This is a genomic window from Janibacter corallicola NBRC 107790, assembly GCF_001570965.1.
Lineage (GTDB): Bacteria > Actinomycetota > Actinomycetes > Actinomycetales > Dermatophilaceae > Janibacter > Janibacter corallicola.
Genome location: NZ_BCSR01000005.1, coordinates 1 through 16,025, shown reverse-complemented (window position 1 = coordinate 16,025; position 16,025 = coordinate 1). Strand labels below are relative to the sequence as shown.

General features: G+C 73.4%; 13 protein-coding genes. 3 read left to right on the top strand and 10 right to left on the bottom strand.

Annotation, left to right across the window (positions count from 1 at the left end; genetic code table 11):
- Positions 1-38: 38 nt before the first annotated feature.
- Positions 39-1,523, bottom strand: coding sequence for a 30S ribosomal protein S1 (gene rpsA, locus JCO01S_RS03405; RefSeq protein ID WP_068250733.1), 1,485 nt, complete (start codon positions 1,521-1,523; stop codon positions 39-41).
- 146 nt (positions 1,524-1,669) lie between these two features.
- Between rpsA and JCO01S_RS03400 the strand changes: the two genes are divergently transcribed.
- On the top strand, positions 1,670-2,482 hold the full coding sequence (locus JCO01S_RS03400; RefSeq protein WP_068250730.1) for a class I SAM-dependent methyltransferase: 813 nt from the start codon (positions 1,670-1,672) through the stop codon (positions 2,480-2,482).
- 6 nt (positions 2,483-2,488) lie between these two features.
- On the opposite strand, the gene pgfA is transcribed toward JCO01S_RS03400, so the two are convergent.
- The 4 genes from pgfA to JCO01S_RS03380 form a co-directional block, all read right to left on the bottom strand.
- Positions 2,489-3,520 (bottom strand): cell envelope lipid trafficking protein PgfA, encoded by a 1,032-nt coding sequence (gene pgfA, locus JCO01S_RS03395; protein ID WP_068250726.1) that lies wholly within the window; start codon positions 3,518-3,520, stop codon positions 2,489-2,491.
- A 117-nt stretch (positions 3,521-3,637) separates the two neighbouring features.
- Entirely contained in the window at positions 3,638-4,138 is a 501-nt protein-coding gene (locus tag JCO01S_RS03390; RefSeq protein ID WP_068250723.1) for a D-glycero-alpha-D-manno-heptose-1,7-bisphosphate 7-phosphatase, read from the bottom strand.
- A 50-nt stretch (positions 4,139-4,188) separates the two neighbouring features.
- A complete protein-coding gene (locus JCO01S_RS03385) occupies positions 4,189-4,797 on the bottom strand; it encodes a D-sedoheptulose-7-phosphate isomerase (RefSeq protein ID WP_068250720.1) in 609 nt (202 codons plus the stop codon).
- Positions 4,794-5,837: a GHMP family kinase ATP-binding protein gene (locus JCO01S_RS03380; protein WP_068251025.1), complete on the bottom strand. Its 1,044-nt coding sequence runs from the start codon at positions 5,835-5,837 to the stop codon at positions 4,794-4,796. Before JCO01S_RS03380 ends, JCO01S_RS03385 begins: the two co-directional genes overlap by 4 nt.
- Before the next feature lie 12 nt (positions 5,838-5,849).
- On the opposite strand from JCO01S_RS03380, the gene JCO01S_RS15325 reads away from it, so the two are divergent.
- Positions 5,850-7,082, top strand: coding sequence for an acyltransferase family protein (locus tag JCO01S_RS15325; protein WP_084342587.1), 1,233 nt, complete (start codon positions 5,850-5,852; stop codon positions 7,080-7,082).
- On the opposite strand, the gene JCO01S_RS03375 is transcribed toward JCO01S_RS15325, so the two are convergent.
- From JCO01S_RS03375 to JCO01S_RS03365, 3 genes are read right to left on the bottom strand one after another with little or no spacing between them, the layout of a single operon-like run.
- On the bottom strand, positions 6,964-11,031 hold the full coding sequence (locus tag JCO01S_RS03375) for an alpha-(1->3)-arabinofuranosyltransferase domain-containing protein (protein WP_157074463.1): 4,068 nt from the start codon (positions 11,029-11,031) through the stop codon (positions 6,964-6,966). The genes JCO01S_RS15325 and JCO01S_RS03375 overlap by 119 nt on opposite strands.
- On the bottom strand, positions 10,998-11,708 hold the full coding sequence (locus JCO01S_RS03370) for a class I SAM-dependent methyltransferase (protein ID WP_068251022.1): 711 nt from the start codon (positions 11,706-11,708) through the stop codon (positions 10,998-11,000). The genes JCO01S_RS03375 and JCO01S_RS03370 overlap by 34 nt, the downstream gene beginning before the upstream one ends.
- A 13-nt stretch (positions 11,709-11,721) precedes the next feature.
- Positions 11,722-12,534: a class I SAM-dependent methyltransferase gene (locus JCO01S_RS03365; protein ID WP_245634316.1), complete on the bottom strand. Its 813-nt coding sequence runs from the start codon at positions 12,532-12,534 to the stop codon at positions 11,722-11,724.
- A 114-nt stretch (positions 12,535-12,648) separates the two neighbouring features.
- On the opposite strand from JCO01S_RS03365, the gene JCO01S_RS03360 reads away from it, so the two are divergent.
- Positions 12,649-13,896 (top strand): glycosyltransferase family 4 protein, encoded by a 1,248-nt coding sequence (locus tag JCO01S_RS03360; RefSeq protein ID WP_068250712.1) that lies wholly within the window; start codon positions 12,649-12,651, stop codon positions 13,894-13,896.
- A gap of 77 nt (positions 13,897-13,973) precedes the next feature.
- Here the strand turns inward: JCO01S_RS03360 and JCO01S_RS15610 are convergent, their stop codons facing one another.
- Both JCO01S_RS15610 and JCO01S_RS03355 read right to left on the bottom strand, forming a co-directional pair.
- Positions 13,974-14,126: a DUF2613 family protein gene (locus JCO01S_RS15610; protein WP_157074462.1), complete on the bottom strand. Its 153-nt coding sequence runs from the start codon at positions 14,124-14,126 to the stop codon at positions 13,974-13,976.
- Positions 14,127-14,182: 56 nt separating this feature from the next.
- Positions 14,183-15,895 (bottom strand): MmpA family trehalose lipid delivery protein, encoded by a 1,713-nt coding sequence (locus tag JCO01S_RS03355; protein WP_157074461.1) that lies wholly within the window; start codon positions 15,893-15,895, stop codon positions 14,183-14,185.
- Positions 15,896-16,025 lie beyond the last annotated feature (130 nt).

Sequence of the window (16,025 nt, the reverse complement as noted above, 5' to 3'; positions counted from 1 at the left end):
GTGGTGCGGCGCCCCCTTCGAGGCTCGATCGCGACCGATCAGTTGCCAGTGAGCTTCTCCCGCAGCGCGGCCAGGGCCTCGTCGGAGGCCAGGGTGCCCTCGGTACTCGGCGTCGCCGGGCTGGACGGGGCGGGGCTGCTGTCCGAGCTGTAGGAGGTGGCGGCGGTGTCGTCGCCGGCCTCCGCGGCAGCCGCGTCGTCGGCGGCAGCCTTCTCGATCTGGGCCCTGTGGGCCTCCCAGCGGGCGTGGGCGTCGGCGTACTGCTTCTCCCAGGCCTCGCGCTGGGCCTCGTAGCCCTCGAGCCACTCGTTGGTCTCCGGGTCGAAGCCCTCGGGGTACTTGTAGTTGCCCTGCTCGTCGTACTCCGCGGCCATGCCGTAGAGCGTCGGGTCGAACTCGGTGAGGTTCGCGGCGTCGGCGTTGGCCTGCTTCAGGCTCAGCGAGATGCGACGGCGCTCGAGGTCGATGTCGATGACCTTGACGAAGACCTCCTGGCCGACGCTCACGATCTGCTCCGGCAGCTCGACGTGGCGCTCGGCCAGCTCGGAGATGTGCACGAGGCCCTCGATGCCGTCCTCGACGCGCACGAAGGCACCGAAGGGCACGAGCTTGGTGACCTTGCCCGGGACGACCTGACCGATCGCGTGGGTCCGGGCGAAGTGCTGCCAGGGGTCCTCCTGCGTCGCCTTGAGCGACAGCGAGACCCGCTCGCGGTCCATGTCGACGTCCAGGACCTCGACGGTGACCTCGTCGCCGACCTGGACGACCTCGGAGGGGTGGTCGATGTGCTTCCAGGACAGCTCGGAGACGTGGACCAGGCCGTCGACGCCACCGAGGTCGACGAAGGCACCGAAGTTGACGATCGAGGAGACCGTGCCGGTGCGGACCTGACCCTTCTGGAGCTCCTTGAGGAAGCTGGTGCGCACCTCGGACTGGGTCTGCTCCAGCCAGGCGCGGCGGGAGAGGACCACGTTGTTGCGGTTCTTGTCCAGCTCGATGATCTTCGCCTCGATCTCCTTGCCGACGTACGGCTGGAGGTCGCGGACGCGGCGCATCTCGACCAGCGAGGCCGGGAGGAAGCCGCGCAGGCCGATGTCGAGAATGAGACCGCCCTTGACGACCTCGATGACGGAGCCGGTGACGACGCCGTCCTCCTCCTTGATCTTCTCGATCGTGCCCCAGGCGCGCTCGTACTGCGCACGCTTCTTGGACAGGATCAGGCGACCTTCCTTGTCCTCCTTCTGGAGGACGAGGGCCTCGACCTCATCGCCGACCTCGACGACCTCGTCCGGGTCGACGTCGTGCTTGATGGACAGCTCGCGCGAGGGGATGACGCCCTCGGTCTTGTACCCGATGTCGAGCAGAACCTCGTCGCGGTCCACCTTGACGATGTGGCCCTCGACGATGTCGCCGTCGTTGAAGTCCTTGATCGTGGAATCGATCGCGGCGAGAAGATCTTCCTCAGAGCCGATGTCGTTGACGGCGATCTGAGGGGCGGTCGTGTCGACCGTGCTGGCAGTCATGTAGTAGGAACTCCGATTGTGGACAGTTGATCGTGATGGACGGGTGCGGCGCGGTGCGTACCGAGCCCGTGCACCCGGGTGCCCGGGTGGGCACACAAAGTGCCTTCCCATGTTAGTCGGCGGCGCGCGAAGGGAGCAAACGAGCCATGGACGAGACCGAGGGTGAGCCCGCCCGGCGCCCGAGCACGCAGGCGGAGACGGCCCGGGCGAACCGCAGCTGGTGGGACGCGGACGCCGCGGACTACTACGAGGAGCACGGCAGCTTCCTCGGTGACGCGGAGCTCGTGTGGGGTCCGGAGGGCTGGACCGAGGCGCAGCTGCAGGTCCTCGGTGACCCGCGTAACCTCGCCGGCGCCGACGTGCTCGAGTTCGGCGGCGGCGCCGCCCAGGGCGCCCGGTGGTGCGCCCTGCAGGGGGCGCACGTCGTCTCCAGCGACCTCTCGGCCGGCATGCTCGCGAGGGCCGTCGACATCGATGCGCGCCGCCCCGGCCCCGCCCCGGAGCTGGTCCAGGCGGACGCCACCCGGTTGCCCTTCGCGGAGGACTCCTTCGACGTCGTCCTCTCCGCCTACGGGGCAGTCCCCTTCGTCGCGGACTCCGCCGGTCTCATGACCGAGCTGGCCCGGGTGCTGCGGCCCGGCGGACGGCTCGCCTTCTCGACGACGCACCCGATCCGGTGGGCCTTCCCCGACCTCCCGGACGAGGCGGGGCTGCGCGCCGTGGTGCCCTACTTCGACGAGACGCCCTACGTGGAGGAGGGGCCACACGGGCGGGCGATCTACGTCGAGCACCACCGGACGCTGGCCCACCGGGTCGCGGAGATCATCGACGCCGGACTCCGGCTCGTGGCGCTGCACGAGCCGGAGTGGGCACCGGACAACCGCGAGACCTGGGGCGGGTGGTCACCGCTGCGCGGCCAGTACCTGCCCGGCACGGTGATCCTCGTCGCCGAGAAGTGAGGCCCCTCAGCCCTGCCCGTGGATGTCGCGACGACTCTGCATCGACCCGAAGACCGGGTCCTGGTCGGTGGTCTCGTAGTCCTCCTCGCGCTGCCCCTCGCGCTCGCGACGGCCGATGATCAGCGAGAGCAGGAGGCCGCCGACGAGGAGCAGCAGGCCGATGGCGACGAAGGCGATCGGCAGCGTCGAGTGGACCATGCCCAGCAGCATCGACTTGGACTTGTACTCCTCGACGTTCTTGTCGACGGTGTCCGCGGTGAAGCGGGAGGTGGTCTCCAGCGCAGGCAAGACGTGGCCCTTGGCACGGAACTCCTGGTGCTGGACCTCGACACGGTCGATGACGACACCGGTCACCGGGTCGACCCAGAAGGTGCGCTCGTTGGAGTAGTACCGGTCGGCGTCGACCGCCTCGGAGTGCGGACCGCCGCCGAAGAGGTTGCCCGGCAGCTCACGGTGGCTGTACTTCTGCTCCGGGACCTTCATGGAGTACTTGTAGACCTCCATGCCCTGGATCTCGTCGGTGCCGTCGAAGCTGACGGGGTAGGCCTTGCCGACGGTGCTGTCCCACCACTTGTAGTCATCGGTCTTCTGTGCGTCGAAGGGGAACTTCACGAGCAGCCCCTCGCGCTTGATCTCCTGACCGTTCTTGCTCGCGCCGCAGCAGTTGACGGCCTGACCGGTGTGGGAGTCGAAGACGAAGACCTCGGTGGAGCCGTCCATCGGCATGTTGTCGCCGTTGTTGTCGCTGATCTGCCCGCTGTCCCAGACGGCGATCTCCCGGCCCATCTTCTCGGAGGCCTTCTCGGAGGCCTCCTCGTCACCGATGATCCGTGCCGTCGTCGTCAGGGTCCCGCTCGACTTCTTGAGGTTGTCGGCGTCGAAGAAGGTGGCGTCGGGGTCCTTCACGATCTGGGTCGTGTTCGTGTCCGGCGGCACGACCGCCAGACGCGGATAGGCGTAGAACCGGAACAGCAACCCCATGGTGAGGATGAAGGCGCCAACGGCCATGATGATCGCTGGCAGCAGGTACTTGCGCACGAGTGTAACCCTCCTAGGCCTTTGCAACTTACCGGACAGTAGCACTCCGGGCCGGGGCTCCGCCGATTCTGCGCCAGATTAATGGACGTGTGCTTCGCCACGCAGCCCGAACACGCCTCAGGCGAGCAGTTCCCCGCAGACCCGCGACAGTCCCCGGGCGACGCTGACCCGCTCGGCCCGCATCCCGAGTGCCCGTGCCGGAGCGAGGTCGTGCGGGGAGTCCCCGATCATCACGCACCGCTGCGCACGGGCCCACGGGGCGCGTGCCAGGACTTCCCTGAAGAGCCCTTCGCGGGGCTTGCGGCAGTCGCACTCGCCCTCCTCGTGGGGGCAGACGGCGATCCCGTCGAGGCGGGCCCCCACGGCGACCAGCTCGCGGTGGAGCCGGGCGTGGACGGCCAGGAGGTCCGCCCGGGACATCAGCCCTCGCGCGAGGCCGCGCTGGTTGGTCACCAGGACGGTCCGGCACCCGGCGCCGGAGAGCCGGGCCACCCCCTCCGCCGCACCGGGCAGCACGACCAGCTCCTCGGGGCGGGTCACGTAGCCACCCGGCACCCGGACGTTGAGGGTGTCGTCGCGGTCCAGCAGCACGATGTCGAAGGGGGCCGCCTCCCCCACCGGCGCCAGCTCCTCCGGACCGAACCACCACGGCCCGCGCCGCGGGCCGGTCAGCGCTCCTCCCGCACCACGAGGTCGACCGCCTCGCACCAGGCGTGGGCCCACAGCAGGTGGACCTCCTGGATCCGCGGGGTCTCCTCGGACGGGACCACGAGGAGATGGTCGGCGCGGTCGGTGAGGTCGGCCCCCTTCGCCCCCGTCATGAGGATGGTCGTGACGCCACGGTCGCGGGCCTCCTCGAGCGCTCGCAGGATGTTGCGGCTGGCGCCGGAGGTCGACATCGCGAGGAGCACGTCGCCGGGGCGGCCGTGCGCCTGCACACCGCGCAGGAAGACCTCGTCGAAGCCGTAGTCGTTGCCGATCGCGGTGAGCGCCGAGTGCGACTCCGCGAGGCTGACCGCCGGGAGCGGGCGCCGGTCGTGGATGCACTTGCCGAGGAACTCGGCCGCCACGTGCGAGGCGATCGCCGCGCTGCCGCCGTTGCCGGCGACGAGCAGGGTGCCGCCGGACGTCAGCGCCGCGAGGACCGCCTCACCTGCGCTACGCACGGATGCCTCGAGCCGGGGTTCGGCCAGCGCCTCGGCCAGCCGCGCCCACGCGGCGGCACCCCGCCGCAGCCGCTCGGCGACCTGCTCGCTCCCGGCCTGCTCGCTCGTCATCGCTGGCCCTTCCACGTCGTGACCCCGCTCTTGGTGAAGGTGAACTCCGAGACCGTCAGGCCGAGCCGGAGCAGCTCCTGCGCCACGAGGTGGCGTCGCTCGAACTCGCAGATGAAGACCATGTGCCCGCCGCCACCGGCACCGGTCACCTTCCCGCCGAGCGCGCCGCTGGCCATGGCCCGCTCCACCGCCTCCCCGATGACGGGGGTCGTGATGCGCGAGGACATCCGCTGCTTCTGCTCCCACGCCTGGCCGAGCAGGTGCCCCAGCTCGTCCACACGTCCCCGCAGCAACGCGATGCGCATGGCGTCGGCGAGGTCGCGCTGGGCGCGCAGGCCGGCGACGGCGTCCTCGTTGCCGGTCCGGTACCGCGAGACCTGGTCGTCGATGATGTGGTCGCTCACCCGGGTGTGCCCGGTGTAGGCGAGCAGCATGTTGTGCTCGAGCTCGCGCACGGTGTCGTGGCGCACCCGGAGAGGGTTGACGACGACCTGCCCGTCGGTGCGGAACTCCATGAAGTTGAAGCCGCCGAAGGCCGCCGCGTACTGGTCCTGGTAACCCCCGGGGATCCCCAGGTCGTCGCGCTCGAGCCGGTAGGCCAGCTCGGCGGTCTCGTGCGGCCCGAGGTCGAGGCCGCAGTGCCGGGCGACGAGCTCGATGACCGCGACCATGACGGCGCTCGAGCTCCCCAGACCCGACCCGGGCGGGGCGTTGGTGTGCAGGAAGAGGTCGAAGCCCTCCGAGGGCAGGGCCCCCTCGAGCCGGGTGATGCGCGCGATGGCCGCCTTCGGCAGGTCCAGCTGCCCGTCGAGCTCCAGGGGCGCGCCCACCTCGTAGCCGATCGAGGTGCCGTAGTCGTGGGACTCCACGGTGATCTGGCCGTCGGTCCGGGGCCGCAGTGTCGCGTAGGCGAAGCTGCCGATCGTCGCGCTGAGCACGGCTCCGCCCTCCGTCCGGGGGAAGGGCTCGACGTCCGTGCCGCCTCCGGCGAAGCTCACGCGCAGTGGTGCCCGCGCACGCAGGACGGGTCGGCGCGTCATCGGGGTCCTCTCATGCTGCACACTCGAGGAGATTACCCAAAGGTAGGAGGAGTCATCGTCGCTGGTGGACGGATACTTGGCCTCGACCTCGTCCGCGCGGTCGGTGCCTGGCTCGTGCTGCTCTCCCACGTCGCGTTCTGGACGGGGCGCTCCTCCACGGGAGTGGTCGGCGGTCTCGGCGCCCGGGGCGAGCTCGGCGTCGCGGCCTTCTTCGCCCTCTCCGCGCTGCTGCTGTCCACCCCGTTCGTCCGGATGGCCCTGGGCGGGACCACGTCCTGGCGCCCGGGCACCTACCTGCTGCGTCGCGCCGCGCGCATCCTGCCCGCCTACCTGCTGGCCCTCGGTGGGGTGCTCATCGCGGCGGCGCTCATCGGCGGCGCCGCGGCCAGCGCCCTGGACCTTCCGACCGCCCTGGTCCACCTCGTCATCGGGCAGGGCCTGACCGGGCGGACCTTCCAGTCCTTCACCCAGACGTGGAGCCTGACCACGGAGGTCACCTTCTACCTCCTCCTCCCGCTCGCGGCGCTGGCCTGCGCACCATTGGTCCGCGGTCGCGGCCCGGTGGAGGCCGCCCGCCGTCTGCTGCTCGTCTGCGCGCTCGTGGGCGTCCTCGGCCTCGCGGTCCAGGCGCTCGCACCGATGCTGCCGGACGAGCGGCTCTCCGGGGTGCTCGCCACGTCGGCGCTCGGTCACGCCGCGTGGTTCGCCCTCGGCGTGTCGATCACCGTGATCCTCGAGGCCGAACGCGTCGGGGTGACGCTGTCGCGGGCCCCGGCCCTGGAGATGCTGCGCACCTCCCCCGGCACGCTGCTGCTGTTCGCCGCCGTGCTCTGGCTGCTCGCCTCGACCCCCGTCGCCGGCCCCCGCGGGCTGGAGGCGCCGGGCCCCGGAGGGGCGCTGGCCGCCGAGATCCTCTACGGCCTCGTCGCCGCCTGCCTCGTCCTCGCCGCGACGAGCCGCGGGGTCAGCGAATGGCTGGCGCAGTCCCCCTTCGCCCCCACCTGTCGATGGTTGGGCGACATCTCCTATGCCGTCTTCCTCTGGCACGTCCTCGTGCTCCAGGTGGCCTTCGCGGTGCTCGGGCTGGCGCTCTTCGCCGCGCCCTTCTGGCCGACGCTGCTGCTGGTCACGGTGCTGAGCCTGGGTCTGGGTCACCTGTCGTGGACCCTGGTGGAGCGTCCGCTGCTGAGCCGTGCCCACCGTGACCGGGACGCACCAGCGCGGCAGCCAGCAGCCCGAGCGTGAGGGCGCCCAGCCCCTGCGAGACCCATGCACCGGCCGACTGCCGGTCCGCGGTGCCGAGGACCGTGAGGGCGATCCCCGCGCCGGCGAGCACGAGCGCGACGACCGGGGCGCGCCACCGCCCGGGCACGAGCGCGCCGACCATCGCCGCGACGAGGCCGGTCCAGCCGGCGACGAGGACCCCCGCGAGTGCCGCGAGCGCGCAGCCGAGGACGAGTGAGCCGGCCCCACCGCGCTCTTCCGCCTGATCGGGCGCCTCCACCGGGCGCTGCTCGTCCGCGACGTCCTCCACCCGGCGACGACGCACCAGCCAGCCACCCGCCGCCCAGAGCAGCAGGAGGAGGACCGCCCCGGCACCGGCGGCCAGCGCCCCCTGGTGCCACCGGCCGGGCGCGAAGTCGACGTCCACCTCGCCGCTCGTCCCGCCGGGGACGACGAAGGCCTGCCGCCAGCCGTCGACGGTGACCCGGTCCAGCTCCGTCCCGTCCTCGGTCGTCGCGACCCAGCCCGGGTTGGCGCCCTGGGTCAGGACGAGCAGCGACCTCTCCTCCGCGTCGACGTCGAAGGTCCAGCTGCCGGCGTGGTGGCGGCGGCTCCCGACCGGTTGCGCCTCGACCTCGGTCGCGGACCAGCCACGTGGCTGCAGCACCACTGTCTGCGGCACCAACCCGGGCACCGACCGCGCGGTGACGTCACCGCTGCCGGCAGGCAGCTCGCCGCAGGCCGTCGCGCTCACCGCCTCCCCGGCGGCGAGGTCGGCGCGGTCCGCGGCCAGCGCGAGGTCGACGGTGCCGGCCTCGCGCGCGACCTGCCCCGCCTCGCCGCAGTCGAGGTGGACCCGCCCACCGGGGCCCTCCACCCCGGGCAGCGTGAGGTCGGGGACCGTCCAGTCCGCCCGTCCCGGGGGGCGGGTGAAGGTCAGCTCGAGGTGCCGGGTCGCGGGCCCGGGGACGTCGATCGTCCTCCCGTTCGGGACGACGCGCCGTCCGTGGTCGGTCTCGACGGTCACCGGGCCCACCGCACGGTCGAGCTCGATCCGTCCCACCTGCTCCGGGGCGCCGAGGTCGATGGCCAGGACGGGCCGGTCGACACCGGACTGCGGGCGCCACCCCGTGGCCGGGTCACCGTCGAGGGCGGCTACCGGCCACTGCTCCATGTCCTCACCGGCGTCCTCGGGCGCCGGCTCGGTGCTGCCCTGCAGGCTCCACGGGGCGGCGAGCAGGTCCTGCGCCGCCTCCCCCGGCTGCAGTCGCACCCGGGCGGAGACGCTGCTGCGGGACGTGGGGCCCGGCGCGCGCACGAGGTCGGCCGGATCCTCCCCCTTCGTCAGGTCGGCGTCGCCCCGCGGGTCCCGGCGGATGACGACCGCCCCGTCCCCCTTCGGCACGGAGAGGGCCGTCCCGAGGTCCGGGCCGCCGACGAGGTCCACCTGGCGCACCCCGATCGGCAACGCCTCGCCGCCGGAGTCGCCCGGCTTCCCGTGCACGACGATCGTCACCTCCCTCCGTCGGACCTCGTCGAGCGGGACCCGCCACGTGGCCGTCCCCTTGATCCGGTGACCGTGGGTCCCGCCGATGCGGACGTCGGTGATCCGGCCGAGCCCCTCGCCGATGGCCTCGTGGACCAGTGCTGCCGAGGGCCGGGCCGCCTCGTCCAGGACGAGCGTGATGCGCTGGGTCGCCTCGCCGTCCCCGCTCACCCATGCGGTCCTCCCATCGTCGTCGACGAGCGAGGCCGGTCCGCTGCCGGCACCGTGCCACTGCCGGGCGAAGGGGTCCGCCCCGCTGGAGGTGACGTCGAGCCCGGCGAGACCACGCCAGACACGGGTGGTGCGGGCCGTGCGCTCCCCGCCGGGCGCGAAGTCCCTCGTGCCCACGACCGCCGGCCGGTCGTCATCGGCGGGCAGGGTGGGCCCGTGGGCGACCGTCGAGGGCTTGCCGGAGTTCAGCGCCTGCCAGCGAAGGGAGTCGGTGCGCACCTCCGCCTCCCGACCGCCGGAGAGGACCGTCACGGCATCGGGGTCGAGCACGCCGGTGGCCACCATCGTCGACCACCCCTCGGGCGCGGCCGCGACCGGTACCACGCCCTCCCGGGGCACGAGCGTGGCCGGCTCCGCCGGCTGGTCCACCCGCCAGAGGCTCAGCCGCTGGTTGCCGGAGCCGGTCGACCAGGTGCGGGTGAGCCCGCGGGAGTGGGCGAGCGTGGCAGCGGTCGTGGTCGGGTCGCCGGCACCGACGTCCGGGGACAGGCCACCGCGCACGACGACCCGCGAGACGCCGAGACGCCGCAGCCGGCCCGCGAGCTGCGGTTGCGATCGGCCGGTCGTGACGAGCTCGTCGACGTGGTCCAGGATCCGCGTCGCGCCGGGGTGCCCGAGTGGCGCGGCCGCGCGCACGAGCACCGGCGAGGACGCGAGCGCGGTGAGGGGTTCGTCCGTGGTCCTGCCCCACGTGAAGTCCGCCGTCCGGGCGCCGGGCAGCACGAGCGTGGTGCCCCCGTCCCGTGCCGCGGCCGCGTCCACCCGGTCGGCCATCTGGTGCCAGGCCGGGGGGATCCCCCTGCTCGCCCAGGCGTCGCCCACCCGGCCGAGCCACACCGGGGCGAGGCTCCCGACGAGCGCGAGGACGAGCCCGGTGACCACCACCTGGCGGACCACCGGCCCCGGTCCCCGCGTGGTGCGGGTGGCCCAGTGGGCCAGCAGACCGGCTCCGAGGGCGATCGGCAGCCGGACGAGGAGGTCCGCCTTGTGGACGTTGCGCAGCGGGGCGAGCGGCCCGTCGAGCCACCCCTGCACCGTCTCGGCGAAGGGTCCCGAGGCCGCCCCCGAGCGCCCGACGGACATCGTGACCACACCGAGGAGGACGAGCACGAGCGCCCACCGGGTGAGTCGCCCGGGGCCCGCGTCCGCCACCTCGACCGACTCGAGACCCTCCGGCTCGCCGACCTCCCGCTCCGCGGCGCGCCTGCGGAGCAGCCCGGCCAGGCCGAGGCCGGCGAGGGCGCACGTGGCGAGGATCGCCGTCACCGACTGGGCCAGCACCCAGCCGCTCTGCCACGTCGGGTGCTCACCGTCGGTGAGGATGTAGGCGATCCAGTGGTCGGCCCCGCGCAGCACGTTCGTCACCGACGCCACGGCGGTGGTCGTCGAGGCCAGCTCGATGTGGTCGAGGAAGGGGTAGGCGTAGCCACCGAGCACCACGAGCGGGCCCAACCACCAGAGGCCGCCGAGCAGCGCTCCCAGGAGCCACCAGGCGAGGGCGCGGACCCGGGCGCGACCGCGGGGGGCGGTGAGGACCCACAGCGCCGCCGGGACGAGTGCGACGAGGGAGACGGTCGCGTTGACGCCACCGAGGCAGGCGGTGAGCAGTCCGGTGGCCACGGCCGCCCGTCGCCGGTCGGCGGCACGGGCACCGGGGCGGACCGCGCGTTCGGCGGCGAGCACCAGCCACGGCGCGAGGGCGTAGGGCCACACCTCGACCGAGATCTCGGCGAGCACCGTGAGCACCCGGGGCGAGAGGGCGAAGACCGCCCCGGTCAGCAGGGCCGGCACGGGCGCGAGGCCTGCCAACCGTCGCGCCAGGCGCTCGGCGCCGAGGAAGGCCAGGACGAGCAGCAGCGTCCACCACCCCCGCTGGACCACCCACCCGGGCAGTCCGGCCACGTCGCCGGCGAGGAAGAAGGGCCCCATCGGCCACAGGTAGCCGTAGGCCTGGTTCTGCAGCTCCCCGATGCCGGTGTGGTCGCTCCAGGCCCACAGCGCCCGCTGCAGGTAGCGGGCGGGCGCGAGGACGAGCGCGGTCTTGGTGTCCGGCTGGAGCGTCCCCGGCGCGACGAGCCACGGCAGGACGGCCACGACCAGCGTGGCGGTCAGTCGCTGCAGCCGCTGTCGGGCGAGCTCGACCGGTGCCTCCTGCCCCGTCATCGCCGCCGCAGCAGGAGGAGCAGGTTCCACGTGAGGACCTCGCGCACGCCGGGCACCCGCAGCAGCACCGCGGCGGCGTCCGGCAGGTAGCGGGGGCGGGCCGCGAGGACGTCGGCGTCGGCCCCCTTCGCCCAGTCCAGGCCGCGGCGCACGCTGACCCGGTGGAGGGTCTCGCCCACCCGGTTCTTCGGGGGGTGCCCGTGACGGCGCTCGTAGCGGCGGATCGCCCGCTCGCCCCCGAGCCAGTGCCACGGCGAGGTCTCGTGGCCGCCCCACGGCGAGAGCCAGTTGGTGTAGGAGAGGAAGACGATCCCGCCCGGCCGGGTGACCCGCAGCAGCTCGTCTGCGACCGCCTCCGGGTCGGGGACGTGCTCCCACACGTTGCTGGAGAAGACCACGTCGACAGAGGCGTCGGCCACCGGCAGCCGAAGGGCGTCGCCGACCAGTCCCCCGTCGCGCACCGACGGCACCGTGGGGTCGTGGTCGACCGGCACGTACCGGGCGCCGACGCCGCGGAAGGCGGCGGCGAACTCGCTCGGACCCGCCCCGACGTCGAGCACGGTGGCCCCGGCGAGGTCGGTGTGCTCCGCGAGCAGCTCCAGGGAGTCCGCAGCCAGCTCGGAGTAGAACCGGTGCGGGTCGGTCTGCTCGACGAGGAACGCCGCGAACAGCCGTACGGAGCGGCGGACACCACGGCGGGAGGTCATCGGCACCCCACCATCATGGCCGACGGGCGAGGAGCTGCAGCGTGGGCCGGATCCGGGGGGCGAGCAGCCGGGCGCCGATGACGAAGGGGGTGCTGGCCAGCGCGGCGCCCAGCACCGCCCGGGAGCCGAGCACACCACCGGGGCGCGGCGCGGGCGAGAGCGCGCGGGCGAGGCTCGCGGCGTCGACGCTCAGGCTGTCCAGGAGCAGCCGGCGGACCTGCACGTCGACGAAGCCGGCGTCCCGGGCGGCCCGCTCCAGCGAGTCGGCCGTGAAGAAGCGGATGTGCGTCGGGTCCTCGAGCATCCACCACGCCGCGCCGTAGCGCTCGACCGAGCTGCTGTCACCGGCGGGCGTGAAGAAGCTCACGCTGCCCCCCGGGGCCAACAGCTCCCACGAGGTCCGCAGCGTCGCCGCGAAGTCGCGCACGTGCTCGAGCACGTGGATGCCGTAGACGAGGTCCTGCTGCCCGGGCAGGTCGCTCGCGTCCTCGATGCCCCCGACCCGCAGGTCCCCCCGGGCGCGGACGACCTCGTCGACCCCGACGCCCAGCTGGTCCGGGTCCACGCCTGCGACCTGCGCGCCGTCCTCGAGGAAGCGCCGCAGCAGGGCGCCGTCCCCGTAGCCGACCTCGAAGACGCGCCGGGGCGAGCCGGTCCGGCGCAGCTCGCGGTGGGTGAGGTCCAGCCGGACGCGGTCCAGGGTCGGTTCCCCGCCGTAGGCGAGGTCGCGGTGCCCGGCGGGGCAGCGCGCCAGGTCGCGCACGAGGTGCCCGCAGGAGTCGCACCGGTCGATGACGCAGCCCCCGCGCAGGGCCAGCCCCCGCACCGGAGCGCCGCACACCTCGCACGTCTGTGGCGTGGGTCCTACCCTTGGGTAACTCACTCGACTACCCTACCGTCGGTGCGCCCTGACGAGCCGGCGCACCGGGAGGAGACCAGCATGACGCGGAGCACGTCCACGCGAGCCGATGGGCTGCGGGTGCTCTACCTCTCCTGGCGCGACCGGGAGAACCCCGAGGCCGGGGGCGCGGAGACCTTCACCGAGCGGACCTCGGAGGTCCTCACCCAGTTGGGCCACCACGTGACCCTCTTCACCGCGGCCTTCCCCGGAGCCAGCCCCCGGACGCGCCACGGTGACGTCGACGTCGTGCGCAGGGGCTCCCGCTTCGGCGTCTACCTGCACGGCCTGTGGCACGTGCTGCGCCACGGCCGTGACTACGACGTCATCCTCGACGTGCAGAACGGCGTGCCCTTCTGGGCCCCGCTCGTGACCCGCACCCCGGTCGTCAACGTCGTCCACCACGTGCACCGCGACCAGTGGAAGGTCGTCTTCGGTCCCTTCCTCTCCCGCCTCGGCTGGTTCCTCGAGTCCCGCGTCGCACCCGCCGTCTACCGCGACAGCCGGTACGTGACGGTCTCGAAGTCCACCCGGGACGAGCTGGCCGGCCTCGGGGTCGACCCGGAGCGGGTCGACCTCGTCTACTCCGGCAACGACCGTCCCGAAGACCTGGACCGGTACACCGCCCTGCCCCGCACCGACACCCCGTCGATGCTCTTCCTCGGCCGGCTCGTGCCCCACAAGCACGTCGAGCAGGCGATCGACGTGCTGGCGACGCGCTCGCGGACCCACCCGGACATGGAGCTGCACGTCGTCGGCGGCGGCTACTGGGAGAGCGCGCTGGCCGAGCACGCGGCGGCTCGCGGCGTGGCCGACCGGGTGCACCTGCACGGCTTCGTGGAGGAGTCGGTCAAGCACGAGCTGCTGAGCCGGGCCTGGGTCGTCGTCATGCCCTCGCACAAGGAGGGCTGGGGCCTGACGATCGTCGAGGCCGGCCTGCACGGCACCCCGGCGGTCGCCTACCGCTTCGCCGGCGGACCCTCCGAGTCCATCGTGCACGGCCGCACCGGGCTCCTCGCGGACTCCCCGGAGGAGTTCGAGGAGCACGTCGTCCGACTCCTCGACGACGCCGTGCTCCGGCGGTCCATGGGCCGCACCGCCCGGCTGTACGCGAGCTCCTTCGACTGGGTGCGCACCGGCCGCCGACTCGCGAAGGTCATCCACTCCGTCCTCGGCCACGGCGAGCGCTGCCGCGACGACGTCATCGACCTCGATGCCCTGATCAGCGGCCCGCCGGAGGCGTCCCACCCCGAGGAGCCCCCCGCGCTGGAGGAGGCCATGGCCTCCTGAGCCCGGCTCCGCCGGGACACGGCGAAGGGGGCGTCCGCCGAGGTGGCGGACGCCCCCTTCGTCATGGGGCAGGACGCTCAGCTGTTGTAGTTGATGACCTGCTGGTTGGTCTGCGGGGTGTCCACACCGTTCTGGTACGAGACGATCCCGAAGATCGCCAGGCCCGCGAGGACGGCGCCGACCACGGTGCCGACGACGTTGTAGGCCAACTTCTTTCCGCCGCTGTTCACAGCAGTGCCTCCCTGGATGTGGATCAGTTCGTCGTCATGCTATACCGACGAGTCACCTAAGCGCGAGCCGAACGCGCGGTGGTCTCGGTCTCAGTGCGGCGGCGCCACCGACGCACCCCGAGCAGGGCGCTCAGCACCACCGCGCCACCGGTGCCGACGAGCCCCAGCGCGGCGGTGACGGGGACGTCCGGCTCGGCGGTCGACGTCGGCCCGAGGTCGTACACGGCGAGGTCCCCCACCCTCGTGACGTCCTCACCGGTCAGGTCCGGGACGCTGCCGGGGGGCGCCGGCTGGTCGGTCTGGACGATGACGTGGCGCACCCCGAGCTCGCGCAGCAGGTCGGGGACGTCCGAACCGTCGGCGAGGGCACGGCCCACGGCGGCCGCCTCCGGGTCCTCGCCCGTGACGCTGCCGTCCCGCAGCGGGAGGTCGTCGCTGGAGATCACCCGGCCGGGCAGCAGCCGGTCCCACGGGTCGAGCACCACGCGGTCGCCGTTCCACGCGTACCGGCGGTAGGTGGACCACGGGAAGACCGCGACCGGTCCCCCGTCGGCACCCACCCGCTCGGCGACCGTGGTCACCTCCGCAGGCCAGTCGACGCTCCCCCACTGGCCCACGTGCCCCCAGGCCAGGGTCGGCAGGGTGGCCACCGGCCACACGGTCGCGGCCACGAGGAACGGCCGGGGCGCGGCGGCCAGCCGGTCGACCACCCGGGCGATCGCGACAGCGAGGAGGAGGACCCACAGCGCGAGGAACTTCTGCCCGTCGCGCAGCAGCCCGGCCCCGGGCACGACCTCGATCAGCCATCCCAGCAGGGCGGTCCCGCCCGGGAGCGCGGCGACGCCGGCCAGCACCAGCCCGAGGGCACCGGCGACGGACACCCCCAGCGGCAGCGGGTCCTGCCACCAGCCGCGCCGCCGCAGCGCGAGCACGAGCAGGCCCAGCACCGCGAGCAGCGCGACGAGCGCGAAGGGAAGGGTGGTGCGCTCGGTGAACCACGTCCGGTCGTTCCACAGCCCGCCGCCGAGCAGGAGCGAGCCCCCGACGCCGAAGGGGGTGTCCGCCCGGGCGGCGAAGGCCGCGGCGCCACCCGGGTCGGCCGCCTTGGACGAGGCGGTGAGGAAGGGCCACCACCAGGCGGCGTTCGCCGCGAGGGAGACGGTCAGGACCGGCAGCAGCGGACGCAGCCGGACCCGATGACCCGGGACCGGGACGAGGAGCACGACGAGGGCGAGCAGGGTGGCCAGCACCCCGGGCGTCGAGCCACCGAGCGCGGCGACGGTGAGGGAACCGAGGAGGCCGGTGGTCGCGCCGGGCTCGCGGCGTCGCAGCCGGGCGGCGGCGAGCAGCACCCAGGGCAGCAGCGCGAAGCCGATGAGGTACCCCCAGTGCCCGATGCCGAGCCGCTCACCGACCCAGGGGTTCCAGGACCACCACGTCGCGGCGGCGACCGCTCCGGGAACGGTGCCCGCGAGTCGCGCGGCCCCCGCGCCGCCGAGGGTGAAGCACCCGAGGAGGAAGCCCTTCTGGACCACCCATCCGGGCAGCACGGTGGAGGCGAGGGCCACCAGCAGGTCGTTCGGGACCGCCCGGGGGACGTGCCCGTCGGTGCCCAGGGTGTGCGCGCCCAGCGGGAGCTCGGGCACGAAGACCATGTCGTAGTGCAGCGTGTAGCCGGGAGCGAGCGCGGGCCCCAGGACGAGGACGCCGAGCACGAGGCCGACCGCCGCACCCACCCACGCCCGTCGGGCTCCGGGGCTGCTACCCACCCTTCAGCCCCGGTGGAGCGACTCGACCTCGGCGAAGGCCTCCCCCATGGCCGTGCACTGGGTGAGCAGGTCGTGGTGGGTCTCGACGTGCCGACGGTTGGCCGCGCCGACCGCGGCGCGGCGGGCCGGG